Origin of the sequence: Pararobbsia silviterrae, assembly GCF_003628125.1 — a bacterium.
Lineage (GTDB): Bacteria > Pseudomonadota > Gammaproteobacteria > Burkholderiales > Burkholderiaceae > Pararobbsia > Pararobbsia silviterrae.
Map to the genome: position 1 here is coordinate 48,782 of NZ_RBZU01000010.1, position 20,215 is coordinate 68,996.

The following is a 20,215-nucleotide window of genomic DNA, read 5'->3' on the forward strand; positions in this document are numbered from 1 at the left end:
GCCGGGGCTTTATGCGCAAGCGTTGAATACGCGCCGGACGCTTCGGCATGCGCGGGCCGCCTCGTCGGACGGCCCGCGCGTCAAACGCACTCGCTCGCTCAGTGAGCGCTTAACGCGGGCGCGCCGTGCGTGATTTCCGTACCGAGCACGGCAAGAAATTGCGCAAGCCATGCGGGATGCGCGGGCCATGCGGGCGCGGTCACGAAATTGCCGTCGGTCACCGCGGCGTCGACCGCGATATCCGCGTATTGGCCGCCGGCGAGCTTGACCTCGGGCGCGCAAGCGGGATAGGCGGAAATCCGTTTGCCCCGGATCACATCGGCGGCGGCGAGCAATTGCGCGGCGTGGCAAATCGCCGCAATCGGTTTGTCGGCCGACGCGAAATGTTTGACGAGCTCGATGACCTTCGGATTCAGCCGCAGATATTCGGGTGCGCGGCCGCCCGCGATCGCAAGCGCGTCGTAGTTCGCGGCCTGGATCTCGTCGAAACTCGCGTTGAGCGCGAACTGGTGACCGGGCTTCTCGGTATAGGTCTGATCGCCTTCGAAATCGTGAATGGCCGTCTTGACCTTGTCGCCCTTCTTCTTGCCCGGACACACCGCATCGACAGTGTGGCCGACCATCTGCAAGGCCTGGAACGGCACCATCGTTTCGTAATCTTCAGCAAAATCGCCGGTCAGAAACAAAATCCTTTTGCCTGCCATCGTGTTCTCCTGAGATAGATCGAATGAGCGAGGTCCAGGAACGCGGCCTATGAGCACGGTCCGGCAGCCTCGCCGCGGGGCACGCACGCCGCTTGTCGCGCGGCGCAGTCGTGTTCGATGCATGCCCTCGATCTAGCTTAGGTGACGACGCATGGATTCGCGATGTTTTGCGCGCAGGACGCGATACGCTGCGACGTAGCGCGATTCCGCGCGACTCGGCCATCCATGACACGATTCTTGACCGGAGCGCACGGCACAAAAGGGACGCGACAAGGCCGCAACCGACGACCCGTCAATGCGTCAGCGCAAATGGATTCATCACGCGCACACCGGTACGCCCGAAATCATCGACGTTGCGTGTGACGACCGTCAGACCATACGCGAGCGCCGTGGCCGCAATCATCTTGTCGAGCGCATGCTCCGGATGAGGTGCACGCAACCGGCCCCAGAGCTGCCCGACGGTTTCATCGATCGGCAACACATTGCGCGTGTAGTCGACGAGCACGGCGGTCAGCCATGTATCAAGCCGCTGCGCTTGTGCCGCGTCGCCTCGATGACGAAGCCCTTCGATGCCGCGTCGCAGCTCCCCAACCGTGACGACCGACAGATACATGGCCTCGCCGTGCGCCTTCGCATGCTCGAAGAACGCCCGAACGCCCTGATCGGCGCGCGCGCCCTTTCGAATTTCGCTGATGACGTTGGTATCAATCAAATACACGCGGGGCCTCGTCGCTCGGGATGCGCTCGAAGTCCGAATCCTCACCGACATCGGGAATGTCCATCAGCGCTTCGACGAACGTCTTGCGACGCGGTTGTAACAGCGCGCTCGAGAGGATTTCACGGTGTTCCGATTCGGCGCTGCGCCCATGTGACGCCGCCAGCTCGCGCAGCGCTTGTACGACGTGTTCGTCGACGTTTCTCACAATCAATGTGGCCATGAAGGATCTCCGGCATCAGGCGATGCTATCAATGATAGCATCCGTAAAAACGGCACTGGAGATCGAACTTGCATAGAGTGGCCGGCGCAACACGAGACGCAATGTTGAATAGGGCTGCCATGGTCATCGGAAAGGCCACCGCCAAAAACAAAAAAGCGGCCGTCAAGGCCGCTTCGGGTACCGCATCGTCGATGCCGTTCATGTGATGCGCGACGCCAACGCGCCGCGCATCACACGATCGCGAGATGACGCGATCAGGCGCTCACTGCCGCCAGATTCGCCGTCACGCTCGCGATCGCCGCGTTGAACGTCTTGCTCGGACGCATGATCGCGTCGAGCTTGTCGAAGTCCGGCTTGTAGTAACCGCCGATTTCGACCGGCTTGCCTTGCACGTCGCCGAGTTCGCCGAGAATCGTCTTCTCGTTGTCGGTCAGTTGCTTGGCCAGCGGCGTTGCGATCTTCGCGAGTTCCGCGTCGTCGGTCTGCGCGGCGAGTTCCTGCGCCCAGTACAGCGCGAGATAGAACTGGCTGCCGCGGTTGTCGAGCTCGCCGACCTTCGGCGACGGGTTCTTGTTGTTCTCGAGCAGCTTGCCCGTGGCCGCATCGAGCGTCTTCGAGAGCACCTTCGCCTTCGCGTTGCCCGACTTGAGGCCGAGATCCTCGAGCGACACCGCGAGCGCGAGGAATTCGCCGAGCGAATCCCAACGCAGATGGTTCTCCTCGACGAGCTGCTTGACGTGCTTCGGCGCCGAACCGCCCGCACCCGTTTCATACATGCCGCCGCCGGCCATCAGCGGAACGATCGACAGCATCTTCGCGCTCGTGCCGAGTTCCATGATCGGGAACAGGTCGGTCAGATAGTCGCGCAGGATGTTGCCCGTGACCGAGATCGTGTCGAGGCCGCGAATCACGCGCTCGAGCGAGTAACGCATCGCGCGGACCTGCGACATGATCTGGATGTCGAGACCCTTCGTGTCGTAATCCTTGAGGTAGGTCTCGACCTTCTTGATCAGTTCGGCTTCATGCGGACGATACGGGTCGAGCCAGAACACGGCCGGCATGCCCGAGTTGCGCGCGCGCGTGACCGCGAGCTTGACCCAGTCGCGAATCGGCGCGTCCTTGACCTGGCACATGCGCCAGATGTCGCCCTGCTCGACGTTCTGCGTCAGCAGCACTTCGCCCGTCTTGAGGTCGACGATGCGCGCTTCGCCGTCCTGCGCGATCTCGAACGTCTTGTCGTGCGAACCGTATTCCTCGGCCTTCTGCGCCATGAGGCCGACGTTCGGCACCGTGCCCATCGTGCGCGGGTCGAATGCGCCGTTCGTCTTGCAGAAGTTGATGATCTCCTGATAGATCCGCGCAAACGTGCTTTCGGGGATCAGGCACTTCGTATCCTTCGGACGGCCGTCGGCGCCCCACATCTTGCCGCCGATGCGGATCATCGCGGGCATCGACGCATCGACGATCACGTCGTTCGGCGCGTGCAAGTTCGAGATGCCCTTCGCCGAGTCGACCATCGCGAGTTCGGGACGATGCTCATGGCATGCGTGCAGATCGCGGATGATCTCTTCCTTCTTCGAGCTCGGCAGCGCTTCGATCTTCGTGTACAGATCGACGAGACCGTTGTTGACGTTCACGCCGAGTTCTTCGAAGACCTTGTTGTGCTTCGCGAACGCGTCCTTGTAGAAGATCTTGACCGCGTGACCGAACACGATCGGGTGCGAGACCTTCATCATCGTTGCCTTCACGTGCAGCGAAAGCATGACGCCCGTCTTGCGCGCGTCTTCCATCTGCTCTTCATAGAAGTCGCAGAGCGCCTTCTTGCTCATGAACATGCTGTCGATGATCTCGCCGTCCTGCAGCGCGACCTTCGGCTTGAGAACGATCGTCTCGCCCTTCTTCGTCAGCAGTTCCATCTTGACGTCGCGCGCGCGATCGAGCGTCATCGACTTTTCGCCGTGATAGAAGTCGCCGTGCTTCATATGCGCGACGTGCGTGCGCGAGGCCATGCTCCACTCGCCCATGCTGTGCGGATGCTTCTTCGCATAGTTCTTGACGGCGGCCGGCGCGCGACGGTCCGAATTGCCTTCGCGCAGCACGGGGTTCACGGCGGAGCCGAGACACTTCGAGTACCGCTGGCGAATCGACTTTTCTTCGTCGGTCTTCGGATCTTCGGGATAGTCGGGCAGCGCATAGCCCTTGCCCTGCAGTTCCTTGATCGCGGCCACGAGCTGCGGCACCGAGGCGCTGATGTTCGGCAGCTTGATGATGTTCGCGTCGGGGCTTTGCGTGAGTTCGCCCAGCTCGGCGAGGTTGTCGGGCACGCGTTGTTCTTCGGCCAGAAACTCGGGAAATTCACCCAGAATACGGCCGGCCACCGAAATGTCGCTCGTCTCGACGCTGATGCCTGCGGGCGCCGTGAACGCCTGGATGATGGGGAGGAAGGAGCGCGTCGCAAGAAGCGGTGCTTCGTCCGTGAGGGTGTAGATGATCGTCGGCTGCTGGGTGCTCATTGCTTCTCTCAAGATCGGAAAACGCAAAGGGAAATCGACGGCAGCGTAATGTGCTGCGGTACGAAGACGCAATTTTGCCTGATTCGGCGGCCAAACGGGCGGCAGGCCCCCCGTCGAACCGGTTTCTGCCCGGGATTTCAAGCCCTTTCGAGGATCGGCCGCGCCGATTTGGGGCGTATTCGGGCGAAAGCGGCATCAAATGTACCGAATTCGCCGACATACGCGCCGTGTGCGTCGATATTGGCCCGAAATTGTGAATATTCGACAAATATTCGCAGGTCCTTTGATATCGCTCAAAACGAACCTGACCCGCGCGATTGCCCACGTCATGCGTCCGCCCTACACTGGGACCAGGCAATACCGCATTGCAACATAAACAAATCGCCGCGATGTCGTGCGTCGGAAGCCGCGAACCGATCACGCGCAGACCATGCCCAGGCGTGGCCGGATGCCTTCCCGGCCGGTGACGCGTCATCGGATTGCCATCCGCGGACTGCACCCTGAGCGCAGTTGCGCGACGATGTTTCGCTGCGACGCTTCCAAGCGCACAGCGCCGATACGCCAGTCTGTGATCGACCTTTGACGGAGTTCGATACGCCCATGCAAGCCTCTGGTCCATCCGTTTCCGCATTCGCGAACCCGACGCCCGAAGCGCCCGCGTCCACGCACGCTCCGCTCACCGCCGATCCGGCAACGACCGCGACGTGGCCCACGCCGGCCGCGCTCGGCACGCTGCCCGAGTGGCCCTCGTCGCATGCGCTGCCGGCGCTCACGCCATGGGGCGAAGCGCTCCAGACCTGGGGCGGCGCGGCGGCCGCCTATGCGATCGACGCGTGGCAGCGCCGCGTGCTCTACGCGGACGTCATGCGCGAACGCGGCAATCAATACCGCGAACACCTCGCCGAGCGCGTGCCGAACGTACTCGACTTCGAAGTCGAGCTCGTGCTCGACGGACGCACGCTGCCGCGCCCCGTCAATTACGGCCTCGTGCGCATCGTCGCGCCGGCGGACCTACCGGTCGACCCAGCCCCGACGAACGACCCCGGCAGACTGCGGCCGTTCGTCGTGTTCGATCCGCGCGCGGGCCATGGCCCGGGCATCGGCGGCTTCAAGCGCGACAGCGAAATCGGCGCCGCGCTGCGCGCGGGGCATCCGTGCTATTTCGTCGGCTTCCTGCCGGACCCCGTGCCCGGACAAACCGTCGAAGACGTCATGCGCGCCGAGGCGGCCTTTATGGAAAAGGTCATCGAACTGCATCCGGCGAGCCCCGCGCGGCCGGCCGTCATCGGCAACTGCCAGGCCGGCTGGCAAGTCCTCATGACCGCCGCGATGCGTCCCGATCTGTTCGGGCCGATCATCGTCGCGGGCGCGCCCGTCTCGTACTGGGCCGGCTGGCGCGGCATGAACCCGATGCGCTATACGGGCGGCCTGCTCGGCGGCACCTGGCTGACCGCCCTGACGAGCGACCTCGGCGACGGACGATTCGACGGCGCGTGGCTCGTGCAGAACTTCGAGAACCTGAACCCCGCGAACACGCTCTGGCAGAAGCAATACACGCTCTACGCGAATGTCGATACCGAAGCGCCGCGCTATCTGGGCTTCGAGAAATACTGGGGCGGCCACGTCTATCTGAACGGCGTCGAGATGCAGTACATCGCCGACAACCTGTTCGTCGGCAACAAACTGACCTCGAACGCACTCGTGCTCTCGGACGGCACCCGTCTCGATCTGCGCAAGATCGTTTCGCCGATCGTCGTGTTCTGCTCGTACGGCGACAACATCACGCCGCCGCCGCAAGCGCTCGGCTGGATCACGGACCTCTACGCCGACGACGACGCGATCCTCGACAGCGACCGCACGATCGTCTATGCGACGCACGACAGCATCGGCCACCTCGGCATCTTTGTATCGAGCAGCACGGGACGCAAGGAGCACCGCGAATTCGTCAGCAACATCGATCTGATCGACATGCTGCCCGCGGGTCTCTACGAAGCGCATATCGGTCCGAAGACCGAAGCGACCGAGCATGCCGAACTCGTGCAGGGCGATCACGTGCTCTCGATCACGCGGCGCGGCATCGACGACGTGCGCGCGATCGTGAGCCCCGATCCCGAGAGCGATCGCCGGTTCGCGACGGCCGCGCGCGTGTCGGCGCTCAATCTCGCGCTCTATCGCGGCTTCGTGCAGCCATGGGTCCGTGCGTTCACGACACCGTGGTCCGCGAGCGCCGCGAGTCTCGTGCATCCGTTGCGCGTGCAGTACGAGACGTGGTCCGATCTGAACCCCGTCGCGCGCGGCGTCGCGCAACTCGCCGAACAGGTTCGCGAGAAACGCATGCGCGTCGACGACGACAATCCGTTCGTCTCGCTCGAGCATGCGATGTCCGACGCGATCGTCAACGCGCTCGACGCCTATCGCGACGCACGCGACGCGGCCTACGAAAGCACGTTCGAATTCATCTACGGCCAGCCGTGGCTCCAGGCGCTCGCGGGCACCGCGGCACCGTCGCACGCCGCGCCCGACACGGGTGCCGCCGCGCGCGCCGCATCGGTCCGGCACGACGACCGCGTGCTGCACGCGGAGATGACACAGGGCGGTCTCGCGCATGCATGCGTGCGCGCGATGCTGTTCATCCGCCGCGAACGCGGCGAGACCGACGAACGGCGTTTCAATCTCGCGCGCGAATTGCTCGCCGAGATTTCCGACCGCGGCATCCTGTCGTTCAAATCCATCGTGCGCGAGCAGGCGGCCTTGCTGCGTCTCGACGCCGACGCGGCGATCGCCGCGCTCCCGCGGCTGCTTGAAAACGAGCCGCACGATGCGATCCGACACGTCGCGCGCAGCATCGACCGGCTTGGCACGACGCTCGAACTCGACGCGCACGAGCGCGCCGACCTCGCGCGCGTGCTCGAGATCTTCGAAACCGCGGCCAAACGCAAGCCGAAGGCCGTCAAGCGCGCGGACGAGGAGAAGGACGCGGACGCGTCATAAGACACCTGTCACAAGGGACGCCTCATCAAGGACACCTACGCCTCACCCGACGCGCGCGAACGCCCCCGAACCGAGACGCGCATCGCGCCATCCACGGAGCCTCTACGTCACATGGAACACACGCGTGAGAAGTACAAAAAGTTGATCGCCTACGCGGCCACACTGCCCGCGACGCCGGTCGCCGTCGCGCACCCGTGCGATCGCGATTCGCTCGAAGCCGTCGTCGAGGCCGCGCGGCTCAAGCTGATCGCCCCGATCCTCGTCGGCCCCGCCGCGAAGATCCGCCTTGTCGCCGCCCAGGAATCGATCGATCTCGGCGATCTGCCGATCGTCGATGCGCCGCACAGTCACGCGTCGGCCGCGACGGCGGTCCGGCTCGTGCACGAAGGCAAGGCCGAAGCCGTCATGAAGGGCTCACTTCACACGGACGAACTCATGGGTGAAGTGGTCGCGCGCGATACGGGCCTGCGCACCGAGCGCCGTGTCAGCCACTGTTTCATCATGGATGTCCCGGGCCACGCGGAGCCGCTGATCATCACCGACGCGGCGATCAATATCTCGCCGACGCTCGACGACAAACGCGACATCGTGCAAAACGCGATCGACCTCGCGCACGCGCTGAGCTTCGCGCACGTGCGCGTCGCGATCCTGTCGGCGATGGAGACGGTCAACGCGAAGGTGCCGTCGACCGTCGACGCCGCCGCGCTATGCAAGATGGCCGATCGCGGTCAGATCACGGGCGGCGTGCTCGACGGGCCGCTTGCGCTCGACAACGCGATCAACGAGGAAGCCGCGCGAATCAAGCACATCGTGTCGGACGTCGCCGGCCGCGCGAACGTGCTCGTCGTGCCCGATCTCGAAGCCGGCAACGTGCTCGCGAAAAGTCTCTCGTTTCTTGCGGGCGCCGACGCCGCGGGCATCGTGCTCGGCACGCGCGTGCCCGTGATCCTGACGAGCCGTGCCGATTCGGTCATCGCGCGCCTCGCGTCGTGCGCGGTCGCCGCGCTCGTCGCGCTTGCGCGGCGCACGCCGGCCGCCGATGCGGTCAAGCGCGCGGCCCCCGAAGCGGTCGCGCAACCCGCGCCGATCTGAGATCGCCCCATGAACGCCATTCTCGTGATCAACTCGGGTTCGTCGAGCATCAAGTTCTCGGCGTTCTCCGTCGTCTCTCGCTCGCTCGAACCGATCGCGCACGGCCTGATCGAGGAGCTCTATTCGCGCCCGCATTTCGAGGTCAAGCGGCATTCGGGCGAACGCATCGACGATAAACGCTGGCCCGACGGCGAACGGCTCGGCCACGACAAGGCCATCGCCTTTCTGCTCGACTGGCTCCGCGCGCACGGCGGCGGCGCGACTTTGCTCGCGGTCGGGCATCGGATCGTGCACGGCGGCGATGCCTATCGCGAACCCGTGCGCGTGAACGCGGAAGTCGTCGAACGGCTCGCGGCACTGATTCCGCTTGCGCCGCTGCACCAACCGCACAATCTCGCGGCGATCAAGGCGATCGCCGAGGCGCATCCGGACTTGCCGCAGATCGCGTGTTTCGACACCGCATTCCATGCGACCCAGTCGCCGCTGACGACGCACTACGCGCTGCCGCCCGATATCACGCGCCGCGGCGTCCGGCGTTACGGCTTTCACGGGCTCTCGTACGAATACATTGCGCGCGTGCTGCCCGACTACGACAGCCGGGCCGCGAGCGGAAAGACCGTCGCGCTGCATCTGGGCAATGGCGCGAGCATGACGGCGATGGCCGACGGCAAGAGTGTCGCGAGTTCGATGGGATTCACGGCCGTCGAGGGCATTCCGATGGGCACGCGCTCGGGCAGCCTCGACCCCGGCGTGATTCTCTGGATGATCGACGAAGCGAAGATGGATACGCGCGCGATCGCGGACCTGCTCTACAAACGTTCGGGCCTGCTCGGCGTCTCGGGCATTTCGAGCGACATGCGCACATTGCTCGCAAGCGATGCGCCGTCGGCGGCCGAGGCGGTCGATCTGTTCTGTTATCGGATCGCGCGCGAACTCGGTTCGCTCGCGGCCGCGCTCGGCGGGCTCGATGCGATCGTCTTCACGGCCGGCATCGGCGAGAACGCGGCGCCCGTGCGCGCACGCGTCTGCGAGCGTTCGGCGTGGCTCGGCGTCAAGCTCGATCCCGATGCGAACGCGAAGCACGGTCCGCGCATCAGCGCCGCCGACAGCGCGATCGATGTCTGGGTCATTCCGACAAACGAAGAACGCATGATCGCGCAGCACACGCTCGATCGCCTGGAGCTTTGATCATGGATCGCCCGAACCAGCCGCTCGCGGGACACCAGGTGCTGATCACCGGCATCGCGAACGAGCACTCGATCGCATACGGATGCGCGCGGGCATTTCGCGAGCTCGGCGCGGATCTCGCGATCACCTACTTGAACGACAAGGCCCGGACCTACGTCGAGCCGCTCGCCGACGCGCTGAACGCCGCGATGCTGCTGCCGCTCGATGTATCGAAGCCTGGCGAACTCGACGCGGTGTTCGACGCGATACGCACGACGTGGGGCCGTCTCGACGGTCTGATTCATTCGATCGCGTTCGCGCCGAAGAGCGACTTGCAAGGCGGTTTGCTCAACAGCTCGGCCGAGGGCTTCGCGCTCGCGATGGACGTCTCGTGCCATTCGTTCATCCGGATGGCGCGTCTGGCGGCGCCGCTGATGGACCGAGGTGGATCGATGTTTGCTATGAGTTATCTGGGCGCGGTGCGCGTCGTGCCCAACTATGACCTCATGGGCCCGGTCAAGGCCGCGCTCGAAGCGTCGTGCCGCTATCTCGCGCATGAACTCGGCCCGCGCGGCATTCGTGTACACCCGGTGTCGCCCGGCCCCCTCAAAACGCGCGCGGCATCGGGCCTCAAGGATTTCGATTTGCTGCTCAACGAGGCCGCGGCACGCGCGCCGATCGGCGAAATGGTCGACATCATGGACGTCGGCTTCGCGTGCGCCTATCTCGCGACGCCGTACGCGCGCCGCATGACGGGCAACACGATCTACGTCGACGGCGGACTCAGCATCATGAACGACTGAACGTCGTCAGCACAGGACACCATCATGAAGCTATGGATCGGCAATCTGACGCCAGGCGTGACACGCGACGCCATCGAAGCGCTCGTGCTCAAGTACACGGGCGCCCCCTGCGTGCTCGTCGAATTCATCGACGAGCAGGAAGTGCATCCCGCCGCGCTCGTCGAGGTCAAGGACGCAAACCTGCTGACGCTCCAGATGATGGAGCAGCGGCTGAACGGCATGTTCTGGATGGAGCACAAGCTCAGCGTGCACGTGCTCTCGTTCACCGACGAGAGCAACGAAGCCGACGCGCAACGCGAACGCGAGCGCCGCGGGGATGCGGCGCCCTGACCGTCAGAAGTCGAGCTTCGCGTTGAGCGAGAGCGTGCGCGGATCGCCGGGGGCGATGTAGTTTTGATACTGATACATCCAGTATTGCCGGTTCGTCAGGTTGTCGATCGCGGCGGTCAACGTCAGGCCATGCCCAGCGACTTTCGTCTCATACGTCGCGCCGACGTCGAACAGCGTATAGCCGGCCGTCATCAGATCGCCCGCCGGACGCAACGACGTATCGCCCGTGAATTTCGCATCGGCCCGCAGACGCAGACCCGGCACGAAGGGCACCGCATAGCCGACGCGCGCGGTCGCGATAAAGCCCGGTGCGCCGACGACACGATTGCCGTTGTTCGACGACCCCCGTTCGTATTGCGTCGCGATCCACATGATGTCGCCGCCGACGCTCCAGCCGCCTCCGAAGCGCAGGTCGCCGCCCGCTTCGAGACCTTCATAGATCGATTCGCCGTCGGTCACGTAGACGTTCTGCGCGTTCGCGTATTGCGCGCCGCGTTCGATGCGGAACAGCGCGGCGCTCGCGCTCCAGGCCGTGTTGTCCGATTTGACGCCGAGCTCGTACTGCTTGCTGCGCAGCGGGTCGAGCATCGCGCCCGCGTTCGCGTACGTGTTACCGACAAGCGTGCCCGCCTCGAGCGACTCGACGTAGCTCGCATAGAGCGTCGTACGCGGCGTGAGCTTGTACATGAGCGCGACCGTCGGCGTGACGATGCCGTTTTCGGTGTACGTCGAGATCGTCGATCCGTTGAGCGCGTAGCCGTGCTGCTCATAGTTCGTATACCGCAGGCCGCCGAGGACCGACCAGCGGCTCGTCAGCGCGATCGTATCGCTCGCGAACAGCGCCTTCTGCGTGATGTCGCCCGCGCGATACGTGCCCCAGTCCTGTCCATACGAGTTGTAGTGGTTCGTGTTCGGCAGATAGAGATTGCCGGTGCCGATCGTGTCGTAGAAGCTGTTCGCTTCGTACTCGTTGACCTGCTCCTGAATCGCGAAGCCGAAGATGATCTGGTGGCTGAACGGTCCGGTCTTGACGTTCCCTTCGGCCGTCGCTTGCCAGGCGTTCATCCGGTTCCCTTCCTTGCCCGCGAAACGCGCATCCGTATAGTCGCCGGCCGTGTCCGTCAGGTTGTAGGTACTTTCGTTGCGGTAGCGCCAGAGCCGGCTGAAGCTGTATTGCGTGCTCAGCGTCCAGTCGTTGTTGAGGTTGTAGCGCAACCCGGCCGAATAGACCTGGAGATTCGTGTCGATATGCTGGTCGGGGACGGACAGATTCGGGCTGCCGCCGGACAGCACCGCGGGCAGCGACGAACCCGTGAGGCCGCCTGTGTAGATCGAACTCGTGATGCCCGAAGCGTGGGCGTCCTGATACATTGCGCCGAAGGTCGCGGTGAGATCGCGCGTGATCCGCGCGTCGGTCGAGAGCGAGAACGCGTCGCGCCGGACGTTGCCGTCATTGGCGGTCTGTCCTTCTTCATGCGTCGCATTGACGCGATAGCCGAACATATCGTTGGGACCCGCGCGGCCGCCGAGGTCGAGGTGTTCGGACCAGATCCCGTCGCTTCGATAGCCAACGTCGACGCTGCGAATCGGCGTGTCGTCGACCGGCGGCTTCTTCGTCACGTAGTTGACGACGCCGCCCGGCGCGGCGAAACCGTACATGAAGCCCGGCAAGCCCTTGAGCAGTTCGACCTGTTCGAGCTGCTCGTACGGCAGCGTCACGCCATAGGTATTGAACGGCATGCCGTCGATCTTATAGCCGTTCTGCCAATCGATCGGGAGTCCGCGAATCGAAATGTAGCCGGCCCATGCGCTATACGGTTTGCTGTTGTCCGACACCGATGCGTCGTTGAAGAACACGTCGGCGAGCTTGGCGGGCTGGGTGTCCTGAAGATCCTGATGCGAGACGACGGTCGTCGAATAGGGCGTATCGAGTTGCGAGCGCGTGCCGAGCGCGCCGTTGCTCACGTCGGTGGCCAGATGCCGCGGCGATTCGGAAGCCGACGTGCCGACGACCTCGACCGCGGGCAGCGTGCCTTCGGAGACGGCTGGACTTTCCTGAGCCCATGCGCTGCCGCTTTGCGCGAAAAGCAGCATGCACGCAAATGTAACTGCGTTAATTGCATATCGATGCGTAACAGCATCGCGAGTCTCGCGCGTCATTCAAAAAATCCTATCTGGGAGCGGGTGTCGAAGCCCTGCGATCAGAGCGTTCGAAAAGTATAAATAAGAATCGATCTCATTATCGATTTAGTTGTAAGAATTGTCAAAATCGCCCGTGTGAAAGCGCAACAGGCGTTGCATACGCGTACAGGGTTGTGGTCACGGACTCGGCGGGAAGCAGACGACGAAGCGTGGAGCGGCATCCGAGCCGCATTCACAGCCCTCGCAATGGCAAATGCTTGACGCCGCACAGGGCGGAAAGCGTGGCGCCGCGCTCGACATATGCGCTGAGGCGATCCATTCAGGTACGTCGAACCGGCGACCTCGCGATGCGCGCGATTGAAGCGAGAGCATGACCGGATTCACGCCATGCGTGAGGGCAGGAGCCGCGCGAAGCGAGCCATTTGGCCGAGGCGACACCGTTGAGGCGAGGGCTGACAATGCGCCCTGGAAATGAAATCCCCGGCTCGAGGCCGGGGTGAAATCAGGTCTTACATGATGGGTCGTAGGCTTGCGCCCATTGGAAGCCACCACCAACCTTGCCGCGATTCTAGACGCTCGAAGCGAGCGGCGTCAATCTCGGCCAATAGGCGATTGACTGCCATGCCTCACACCTTGCAATACCGGCCCGTATTGATCGACACGCTGATCAGCAACGAACGGATCAACAGCTACCAGAACGTCTTTCAACCCGCCAATGACGTGGAGTTGATGGGCGTATACCTTTGGAACACGCACGTCTGTGGCGCGCTATATCCACTGATCGCCATGGTGGAAATCACGCTGCGCAACGCAATCGATCAGGCATTGACCCCGGAACTCGGGCACTTTTGGTGGTCCGGAGCGCGACTACATCACCATTCGCACGCGCAAACCGCGGCACCACCCCACCCCGTGCAAGCCGTCCAAGACAATTTCGTCAAGGCAACACGCAAATACATCGCCGACATACGCTCCCGACATCGCGTGCGTGGTCACGTCACGCCGAGCCATGCCGGCGTGCTCGCGAAAACAGAGTTCTCGACATGGGAGTATTTGCTGGATGCCGAGTTCATGGGCCGCGGCCTGATCTGGCCCAGATATCTGTCGACGGCGTTTCGCGGAACTTGGCCAGCCCGTCGAACGAGCCTCGTCCTGACTCACGTCCGCGATCTCGTCGTGACGCTTCGCGCTTTCCGCAACCGCGTGTTTCACCATGAACCTGCCTGGAAACGGTACGGCGTGACAAGCGAGATCGAGGCGCTGCGCCATCTGCACGAAAAGATCGACAAGATCGAAACGTTACTTGCTTTGATTCACCCAGAAAATATCCGCTTGCTGCGGATCAACGGCCTACTGAGGAACGCCCACCGAACCTGTACATCCGACGAAATCCGACGCTACCAACATCTGGCCCGCATGCATGAAATCGACTCTCTCGACACGCTCGCCGATCTCGCGCGGGACTGCGCTATCAAGAACTGTGCTTTCGCTGCCCGCCTGCCTCTGCTTCCAAACGATCGTCTTTTGATCCTACCGGCTTGAGCAAATCCTGCATTGCCATCGACACGCGGCTCCCGATCGACACACACGAGCTACGTGGTCTCGCCGAGCACCCGTGGCCTTCGTTGTTTGGTCTCCCTTCAATGCCGATGCCGATGATGGATATCGGGGTAATGCGCGTGACTGTGCGTGATGGGTGCGTGCCGATGCGGATGCACATGCGGCTCGACACCGTCCCATTCGAAGTCATGTTCGTGGTCGTGATGCGCATCGTGCCGGTGCCGATGCGAATGCGCGAGCGCCTCGTGCGTATGCGCATGTTCGTGGCGTTCGCGCAGATGCAGCCACACACCGATCATCATCAACCCGCCAGCGATCCAAAACGCAAGCGGCGGCACGACAGGCCAGAGGATCAGCGACAACACGACGCCGAACAACGGCGCGACCGAGAAATACGCGCCCGTACGCGCCGTGCCCAAATGACGCAGCGCCACGACGAACAACACGAGACTCACGCCGTAACCCGCGAATCCCGTCAGCATCGCGGCCCCGATCAGCGCCCCGTCGCGCAGCGTCAACGCGTCCGCGCCATGTACGTCCGCCACGCGCGCGATCGCGAGATTGGCCGTGCCCGCCACAAGCCCCTTGAGACACGCGATCTTCATCGCATCGTGATCGGACACCTTGCGCGTCAGATTGTTGTCGATCGCCCAACACAAACATGCCGCGGCGATCCATAGCGCGCCCACCGGCACGCGCAACGTTCCCGGTTGCCACGCGAGCAGCACGCCGCCCGCGACGATCGCAAACATCCCGAGCGCGATCTGCCGATCGACATTCTCGCGAAATACGATCCACGCGATGACCGCGGTCAATACGCCTTCGAGATTGAGCAATAGCGAAGTCGTCACGGCCGGCGTGCCCTGCAGGCCGATCATCAGCAAAGCCGGTCCCGCGACGCCGCCCGCCGCAATCGCGCCAAGCAGCCATGGCCACTCACGCGCCTCGATCACATCGGCTTCACGCTCGACCGCATCGCGACGCAAGCATCGTTTGACGCAGATTGTGATCGCGAGACCCGCGCCGCTGCCGAGATAGAACAACCCCGCAACGACAAACGGCGACAACGTGCCGAGCAGCGCCTTGGCCAACGGCGTCGTCGCGCCGAACAACACGGCGGCCAGCAGCGCTACGACGGCATGGGTGCGAAGTAGAGACATCAATCACGACCTTGCAGGATAAGAGGGCACGTTCGAGTGCCGTAGTGTAGGCAGTTTTCGCATCGCGCCGATAACGTGCTGATCTCGTGCCGATGGCGCGTCCATAGCGCGTCGATCGCGCGACGCATGCCACGCACCCAATCGATGCGCATCGGACTCTGCGCACGCGCAATATCGAAAGCATTCCGTAATAACCTGACTCGGAACCGTCATCTCGGGCTGTTGGAATATTCGAGCGTTACGCGTCGTCCAAGCGTTGTCATTCGCACGAGCCCGCCCCCGGCTCGACGTTTCCATCATCCAGGGATTCCGTCTGCGACTATGAGCCTTTCTCCGAACGCCGCGCTGCCCCCGCGCATCCCCGCCGACGATGGACTCGACCCGAAGCAACGACGTCATGCGATACGCCGCGCGCTGGTGGCGCTCGCCATCGTGATACTGCTCGGCATGCTGGCGTTCTCCGCCTATGCGCTGACGTTTCCCGAGCGCATGCCCGCGACGATCGGACTCCTCGTCGAGGACATCACGGGCGCCAATCCCGCCCCCGTGCATCTCGAACGACCGCCCGTCGCCCCCTTGAGCGCGCTCGCGCTGCTCGGCAAGCAGATCTTCTTCGACGCCTCGCTCTCGGCGTCGGGCAAACAATCGTGCGCGAGCTGTCATAGCCCGAATCATTCGTACGGCCCACCGAACGGATTGTCGGTTCAGCTCGGCGGTCCGCACATGGATCAGGACGGCTATCGTCCGCCGCCGTCGCTCGCCTATCTCTATCGTCAAGCGCCGTTCAGCATCGGACCCGATGCCAACGACGCCGACGCAGCCGTCAATCTGAACGCCGAGGCCGCCGCCGCGCAAGGCGTGCCGCGCGCGCAGAAGACCGCGGGCGCCGCCCCGGCCGCGCCTGCCATCGTGCCGCAAGGCGGCCTGTTCTGGGACGGTCGCGCCGATACGCTCCAAAAACAGGCATCGGGACCGATGCTCAATCCCGTCGAAATGGCGAACAAGGACACCGCCGACGTCGTCGACAAGCTTGCGCACGCGAAATACCGCGACATGTTTGAAATGCTGTTCGGCAAGCAGATCTTCGACACACCCAATCTGCTGATCGACGAGGCGATGTCGGCCGTGAGCCGCTATCAGATCGAAGACCCGTCGTTCCACGCATTCACGAGCAAATACGACTACTGGCTCGAAGGCCGCGCACGCATGACACAGGCCGAAATTCACGGCATGCGTCTGTTCAACGATCCGGACAAGGCGAACTGCGCGGGCTGTCACCTGAGCCGGGTCTCGCCCGACGGACTCCCGCCCGTGTTCACCGACACGCAATACGAAGCGCTCGGCGTGCCGCGCAATCGCACCCTCGCGCAAAACAAGGATCCGGCGTTCTTCGATATGGGCGTGTGCGGACCGTTTCGTTCCGATATCGCCACGCAGACGCAGTTCTGCGGCATGTTCCTGACCCCGACGCTGCGCAATAGCGCCGAGCGCGGCGTCTACTTCCATAACGGCGTCTATCACACGCTCAAGCAGGTCATGGACTTCTATAACCTGCGCAACACGCACCCCGATGCGATCTACCCGCGCGACGCGAACGGCAAGCTCCAGCCATACGACGATCTGCCCGCACGGTATCGCGCGAACATCGACGTGGCCGACGCGCCGTTCGATCGCAAATTCGGCGATCCGAACGCGATGAGCGACCAGGACATCGACGACATCATCGCGTTCATGAAAACGCTCAGCGACGGCTACAAGGTCAGCGCGAACTAGGCACACGGCGCTCGATAAGCGCCGCTGCGTCCGCCACGCCGACCCGCTACAGCAGACCCCGTGCTTCGAGTTCGGCCGCCAACGCCTGCACGCCGACGAAGCGGTACGCATGCAGGCCCGCTTCGAGCGCGCCCGTCACATTGGCCTGCGAGTCATCGATGAACAAAGTCTCCGCGGGCCTCGCGCGCCATGCATCGAGACATCGAAGATAGGCTTGCGCGGCCGGCTTCGTCGCGCCGAACGCAGCCGTCGAATAGATGTGCGCGCCGAACACGCGTCCGACCTCCGGGTTCAGATAGTCGATATGGTCGGTCACGAGATGGCTGTTGTTCGTGAGGATCGCGATCGGATGGCGCCGCGCGAGTTTCGCGGCAAGCGCGATCACATCGGACTTCGGCGCGATCGATGCGCGTCGCGCATCGAGCCAGTCATCGCGCGTGAGCGCGTGGTGCAATGCGCGCCCGAGCGCTTCGAGATAGGCCTCGTCGCCGATCTCGCCCGCATCGGCGCGCGCTTCGAGGCCGGAACCCCAGATCGCTTCGCGCACGGCGTCCGCGGGCTGGCCGCTGAGCGCCGCCATCCGATCGACGCGCACCGCGCGATCGTAGTCGGACAGCACGCCCTCCATGTCGAACAACACCCGCTTGATCGCGCCGGTCATGAGGATCTCCTCGCATCAGACATCGCGCACCACGCGCAAGCACCGGCGATACGCGACGTATCGAACCCGTTCCGATACAGAAGCGGCCTCGCTCACATCGCAAACCGCCCTGCGGCATCCACCTTCGCACAGCACAATCCGTTCGACAAACGTCGCCATGCGGGTACGGTGTTTGCTGAAGATCCGATCGATTCGCAAATTGCATAAGACGTGACGCCGTCTTGTGCCGAGCGCACGTCCGGACCCGGAGACGGATGTGCGGTCAGCGCGGTTGGCGTCAATCAAGGACAATCGATTCGCTTGCGTACTACGCAGTGCGTCGTGATCGAAGCGGGGGAAGATCCGTGTCTGTATCGCCGTCTCGTAGTTGTTGCCGGGCGACACCGCGCCTTGGCCGAATGCTGCTGATCCTGCTCGTGGCCATGCTGGCCGGCGTGTCGTCGCGCCACGCCTCGGCGCAAACGCCGTCGCCGCTCGGCGAGTGGCAATATTCGGCCGGCATCCCGCTTGAAAAGCTCTATCAGGGCAGCGAAGCGGACTGGCAAGTGCGCGTGGGCATCGGTGCGACATTCGAACCGCGTTATACGGGCGGTGATGTCTATCACACGCTCATGGGTCCGAGCCTCGACATCCGCTACAAGGACCTCGCGTTCTTTTCGACGGGCGAAGGATTCGGCGTCAACGTGTTTCAGGGTCAGAACTGGCGCGTGAGCGTCGCGGCGGTCTATGACCTCGGCCGCCGCGTCAAGGACGATCCCGCCGATCTGGCCGGACTCGGCAACATCAATCCGGCGCCTGAATTGAAGGTCGCGGCCGAATACGTCGTGTCGAAGGATTTTCCGCTCGTGATTCGCACGGCGGTCACGCGCAGTTTCGGCGGTTCGAACGGCGATATCGCCGACGTCGGCATCTATATGCCGATGCCCGCGAGCTCGGAGCATTTTTTCTGGTTCGCCGGACCGTCGTTCAGCGTCGCCGATTCGAATTACATGCAGAGCTGGTTCGGCGTGAATGCCGCGCAGGCCGCGGCGTCGCAATACCCGCGATATGACGCGCACGCGGGCTTCGAATCCGCCGGCTTCGGCGTGACGTTCATCTGGTTTGTCACGAAACACTGGTTCGTGACCGCCGACGGCGCACTCAAACGCATGCTCGGCAGCGCTGCGGACAGTCCGATCACGAAATCCAAGACCAATGGCGTGACGGATCTCTCGATCAATTACTCGTTCTAGCCGGCCCGCCCTGGGCACGCGTGATGTTGCATGCGCATGCATAAGGTCGGATGCGTCGTGCGTCGTGCGTCAAGTCTCGTCTTCGTCTCGCACGAAAAGCATCGCGATATAGAACGCCGTCGACACGAAGATGACGCCGATGCCCGTGAGGACCTTCGTGCGATTGAACTCGAAACCGCCGTCGATCGCGATCGCAATGCCGGCGGCCGCCGACAGCGTTCCGATGACGGCGAGGCCGATATGAAAACGGCGCACCAAAGTGAGCCGCTTGCGCGGATGCGGGGCGTCGCTCGCCGGCTCGTCGTGCGTCAGGTGGGGGTCCATGATGGCTTGCGCTCCATCGATCGACAGACCTTACTGTTCCCACCTTTCGACATCGAACGCAAGTGCCGTCGAGCGAAGACGCTTAGCACGCACGCGTCTCCGCGCACGAGGCGTCGAGCGTCCAAGGCGCGCTTGATCTCAACGATGGCGTCACGACGGTTCGTCGGGTTACCCACCCGAATCACATAGGGGTGGGTAACCGCCGATCAACAGCGCCTCTCGACGCGTCGTGAACGCAAGGCCGACGCGCGCGTCGCGCTCGTGCCGGCCTCCCGGCAGGGACTAAGGCGCCCAATACCCGTCGACAAAGATCCAGACGCCGCCCGATTGCGACCAGCGTCCGGGCACCCAGTGCCGGCCCGGACGCGCGACGATCCACAGGCCCGGCGCCCAGATATACGCACCGTTCTGCCAGCGCCAGTAGCCGCTTTGCCAGACATAGCCGTTCGGCCGCGGCGGCGGCGGACGATGTTCATGCCGCATCGGTGGCGGCGCGCGATTCGGCCGGCCGCCAGGACCGCCGGGCGGACGTCCGCCGGGGCCGCCGGGCCGCGCGCCAGGGCCGCCGGGACCTCCTGGACCGCCCGGTGGCCGCGACGGACCCGCACCAGGCCCGCCGCCGGTACCGCCGCCCGGCGCACCGGGCTTGGCCCCACCGCCCGGTCCGCCCGGTCCGCCTGGGCCGCCTGGGCCGCCCGGCCTACCCGGACCGCCCGCCCCTCCGCCCGGCGGCCGTCCCCCCCCGCCACCGTTCGGCGGCGGGGTCGACTGCCCGGGCGGCCCGCTTTGCGCGTATGACTCCTGCACCACGGACCCCGCGATCGC

Annotated in this window: 17 protein-coding genes and 1 pseudogene; 8 read left to right on the forward strand and 10 right to left on the reverse strand. The window is 63.9% G+C overall.

The features are described 5' to 3' along the window. Nucleotides 1–98: 98 nt before the first annotated feature. The 5 genes from D7S86_RS20030 to D7S86_RS20045 all read right to left on the reverse strand — a co-directional run bounded on the left by D7S86_RS20030 (nucleotide 99) and on the right by D7S86_RS20045 (nucleotide 4,155). Nucleotides 99–704: a DJ-1/PfpI family protein gene (locus D7S86_RS20030; RefSeq protein WP_121088640.1), complete on the reverse strand. Its 606-nt coding sequence runs from the start codon at nucleotides 702–704 to the stop codon at nucleotides 99–101. Between the two features lie 292 nt (nucleotides 705–996). Then, a complete protein-coding gene (locus D7S86_RS20035; protein WP_121088641.1) occupies nucleotides 997–1,422 on the reverse strand; it encodes a type II toxin-antitoxin system VapC family toxin in 426 nt (141 codons plus the stop codon). Further along, nucleotides 1,409–1,642: a FitA-like ribbon-helix-helix domain-containing protein gene (locus D7S86_RS20040; protein WP_121088642.1), complete on the reverse strand. Its 234-nt coding sequence runs from the start codon at nucleotides 1,640–1,642 to the stop codon at nucleotides 1,409–1,411. Before D7S86_RS20040 ends, D7S86_RS20035 begins: the two co-directional genes overlap by 14 nt. A gap of 28 nt (nucleotides 1,643–1,670) precedes the next feature. Continuing rightward, on the reverse strand, nucleotides 1,671–1,844 hold the full coding sequence (locus D7S86_RS29605; RefSeq protein ID WP_158602039.1) for a hypothetical protein: 174 nt from the start codon (nucleotides 1,842–1,844) through the stop codon (nucleotides 1,671–1,673). Between the two features lie 52 nt (nucleotides 1,845–1,896). Then, entirely contained in the window at nucleotides 1,897–4,155 is a 2,259-nt protein-coding gene (locus tag D7S86_RS20045) for an NADP-dependent isocitrate dehydrogenase (RefSeq protein WP_121088643.1), read from the reverse strand. Nucleotides 4,156–4,755: 600 nt separating this feature from the next. Here D7S86_RS20045 and D7S86_RS20050 point away from each other — a divergent pair. The 5 genes from D7S86_RS20050 to D7S86_RS20070 all read left to right on the forward strand — a co-directional run bounded on the left by D7S86_RS20050 (nucleotide 4,756) and on the right by D7S86_RS20070 (nucleotide 10,538). Then, nucleotides 4,756–7,146 (forward strand): DUF3141 domain-containing protein, encoded by a 2,391-nt coding sequence (locus tag D7S86_RS20050; protein WP_121088917.1) that lies wholly within the window; start codon nucleotides 4,756–4,758, stop codon nucleotides 7,144–7,146. Between the two features lie 111 nt (nucleotides 7,147–7,257). Then, a complete protein-coding gene (locus D7S86_RS20055; protein WP_240648308.1) occupies nucleotides 7,258–8,238 on the forward strand; it encodes a phosphate acetyltransferase in 981 nt (326 codons plus the stop codon). 9 nt (nucleotides 8,239–8,247) lie between these two features. Further along, a complete protein-coding gene (locus tag D7S86_RS20060) occupies nucleotides 8,248–9,426 on the forward strand; it encodes an acetate/propionate family kinase (RefSeq protein WP_121088645.1) in 1,179 nt (392 codons plus the stop codon). Nucleotides 9,427–9,428: 2 nt separating this feature from the next. Beyond that, on the forward strand, nucleotides 9,429–10,208 hold the full coding sequence (gene fabI, locus D7S86_RS20065; protein WP_121088646.1) for an enoyl-ACP reductase FabI: 780 nt from the start codon (nucleotides 9,429–9,431) through the stop codon (nucleotides 10,206–10,208). A gap of 24 nt (nucleotides 10,209–10,232) precedes the next feature. Further along, nucleotides 10,233–10,538, forward strand: coding sequence for an RNA-binding protein (locus D7S86_RS20070; protein ID WP_121088647.1), 306 nt, complete (start codon nucleotides 10,233–10,235; stop codon nucleotides 10,536–10,538). 3 nt (nucleotides 10,539–10,541) lie between these two features. On the opposite strand, the gene D7S86_RS20075 is transcribed toward D7S86_RS20070, so the two are convergent. Then, nucleotides 10,542–12,632, reverse strand: a complete 2,091-nt coding sequence (locus D7S86_RS20075) for a TonB-dependent siderophore receptor (protein ID WP_240648309.1) — start codon at nucleotides 12,630–12,632, stop codon at nucleotides 10,542–10,544. 669 nt (nucleotides 12,633–13,301) lie between these two features. Between D7S86_RS20075 and D7S86_RS20080 the strand changes: the two genes are divergently transcribed. After that, nucleotides 13,302–14,222 carry a CAAX protease gene (locus D7S86_RS20080; protein WP_121088649.1) on the forward strand — a complete coding sequence of 307 codons (921 nt, stop codon included), beginning with the start codon at nucleotides 13,302–13,304 and terminating at the stop codon, nucleotides 14,220–14,222. A gap of 98 nt (nucleotides 14,223–14,320) precedes the next feature. Here the strand turns inward: D7S86_RS20080 and D7S86_RS20085 are convergent, their stop codons facing one another. Beyond that, nucleotides 14,321–15,400: a DMT family transporter gene (locus D7S86_RS20085; RefSeq protein WP_121088650.1), complete on the reverse strand. Its 1,080-nt coding sequence runs from the start codon at nucleotides 15,398–15,400 to the stop codon at nucleotides 14,321–14,323. 126 nt (nucleotides 15,401–15,526) lie between these two features. On the opposite strand from D7S86_RS20085, the gene D7S86_RS20090 reads away from it, so the two are divergent. After that, complete coding sequence (locus tag D7S86_RS20090; protein ID WP_420813267.1) at nucleotides 15,527–17,173, forward strand: cytochrome-c peroxidase; 1,647 nt, start codon at nucleotides 15,527–15,529, stop codon at nucleotides 17,171–17,173. A gap of 46 nt (nucleotides 17,174–17,219) precedes the next feature. On the opposite strand, the gene D7S86_RS20095 is transcribed toward D7S86_RS20090, so the two are convergent. Next, a complete protein-coding gene (locus D7S86_RS20095) occupies nucleotides 17,220–17,834 on the reverse strand; it encodes an HAD family hydrolase (protein WP_121088652.1) in 615 nt (204 codons plus the stop codon). A 398-nt stretch (nucleotides 17,835–18,232) separates the two neighbouring features. Here D7S86_RS20095 and D7S86_RS20100 point away from each other — a divergent pair, with 398 nt between their 5' ends. Continuing rightward, nucleotides 18,233–19,066 (forward strand): MipA/OmpV family protein, encoded by an 834-nt coding sequence (locus D7S86_RS20100; RefSeq protein ID WP_121088653.1) that lies wholly within the window; start codon nucleotides 18,233–18,235, stop codon nucleotides 19,064–19,066. A 69-nt stretch (nucleotides 19,067–19,135) separates the two neighbouring features. On the opposite strand, the gene D7S86_RS20105 is transcribed toward D7S86_RS20100, so the two are convergent. Further along, entirely contained in the window at nucleotides 19,136–19,390 is a 255-nt protein-coding gene (locus D7S86_RS20105) for a hypothetical protein (RefSeq protein ID WP_205962856.1), read from the reverse strand. A gap of 282 nt (nucleotides 19,391–19,672) precedes the next feature. Then, a pseudogene (locus tag D7S86_RS30545) lies at nucleotides 19,673–19,945 on the reverse strand (hypothetical protein); the annotation flags it as partial. Between the last annotated feature and the right edge of the window lie 270 nt (nucleotides 19,946–20,215).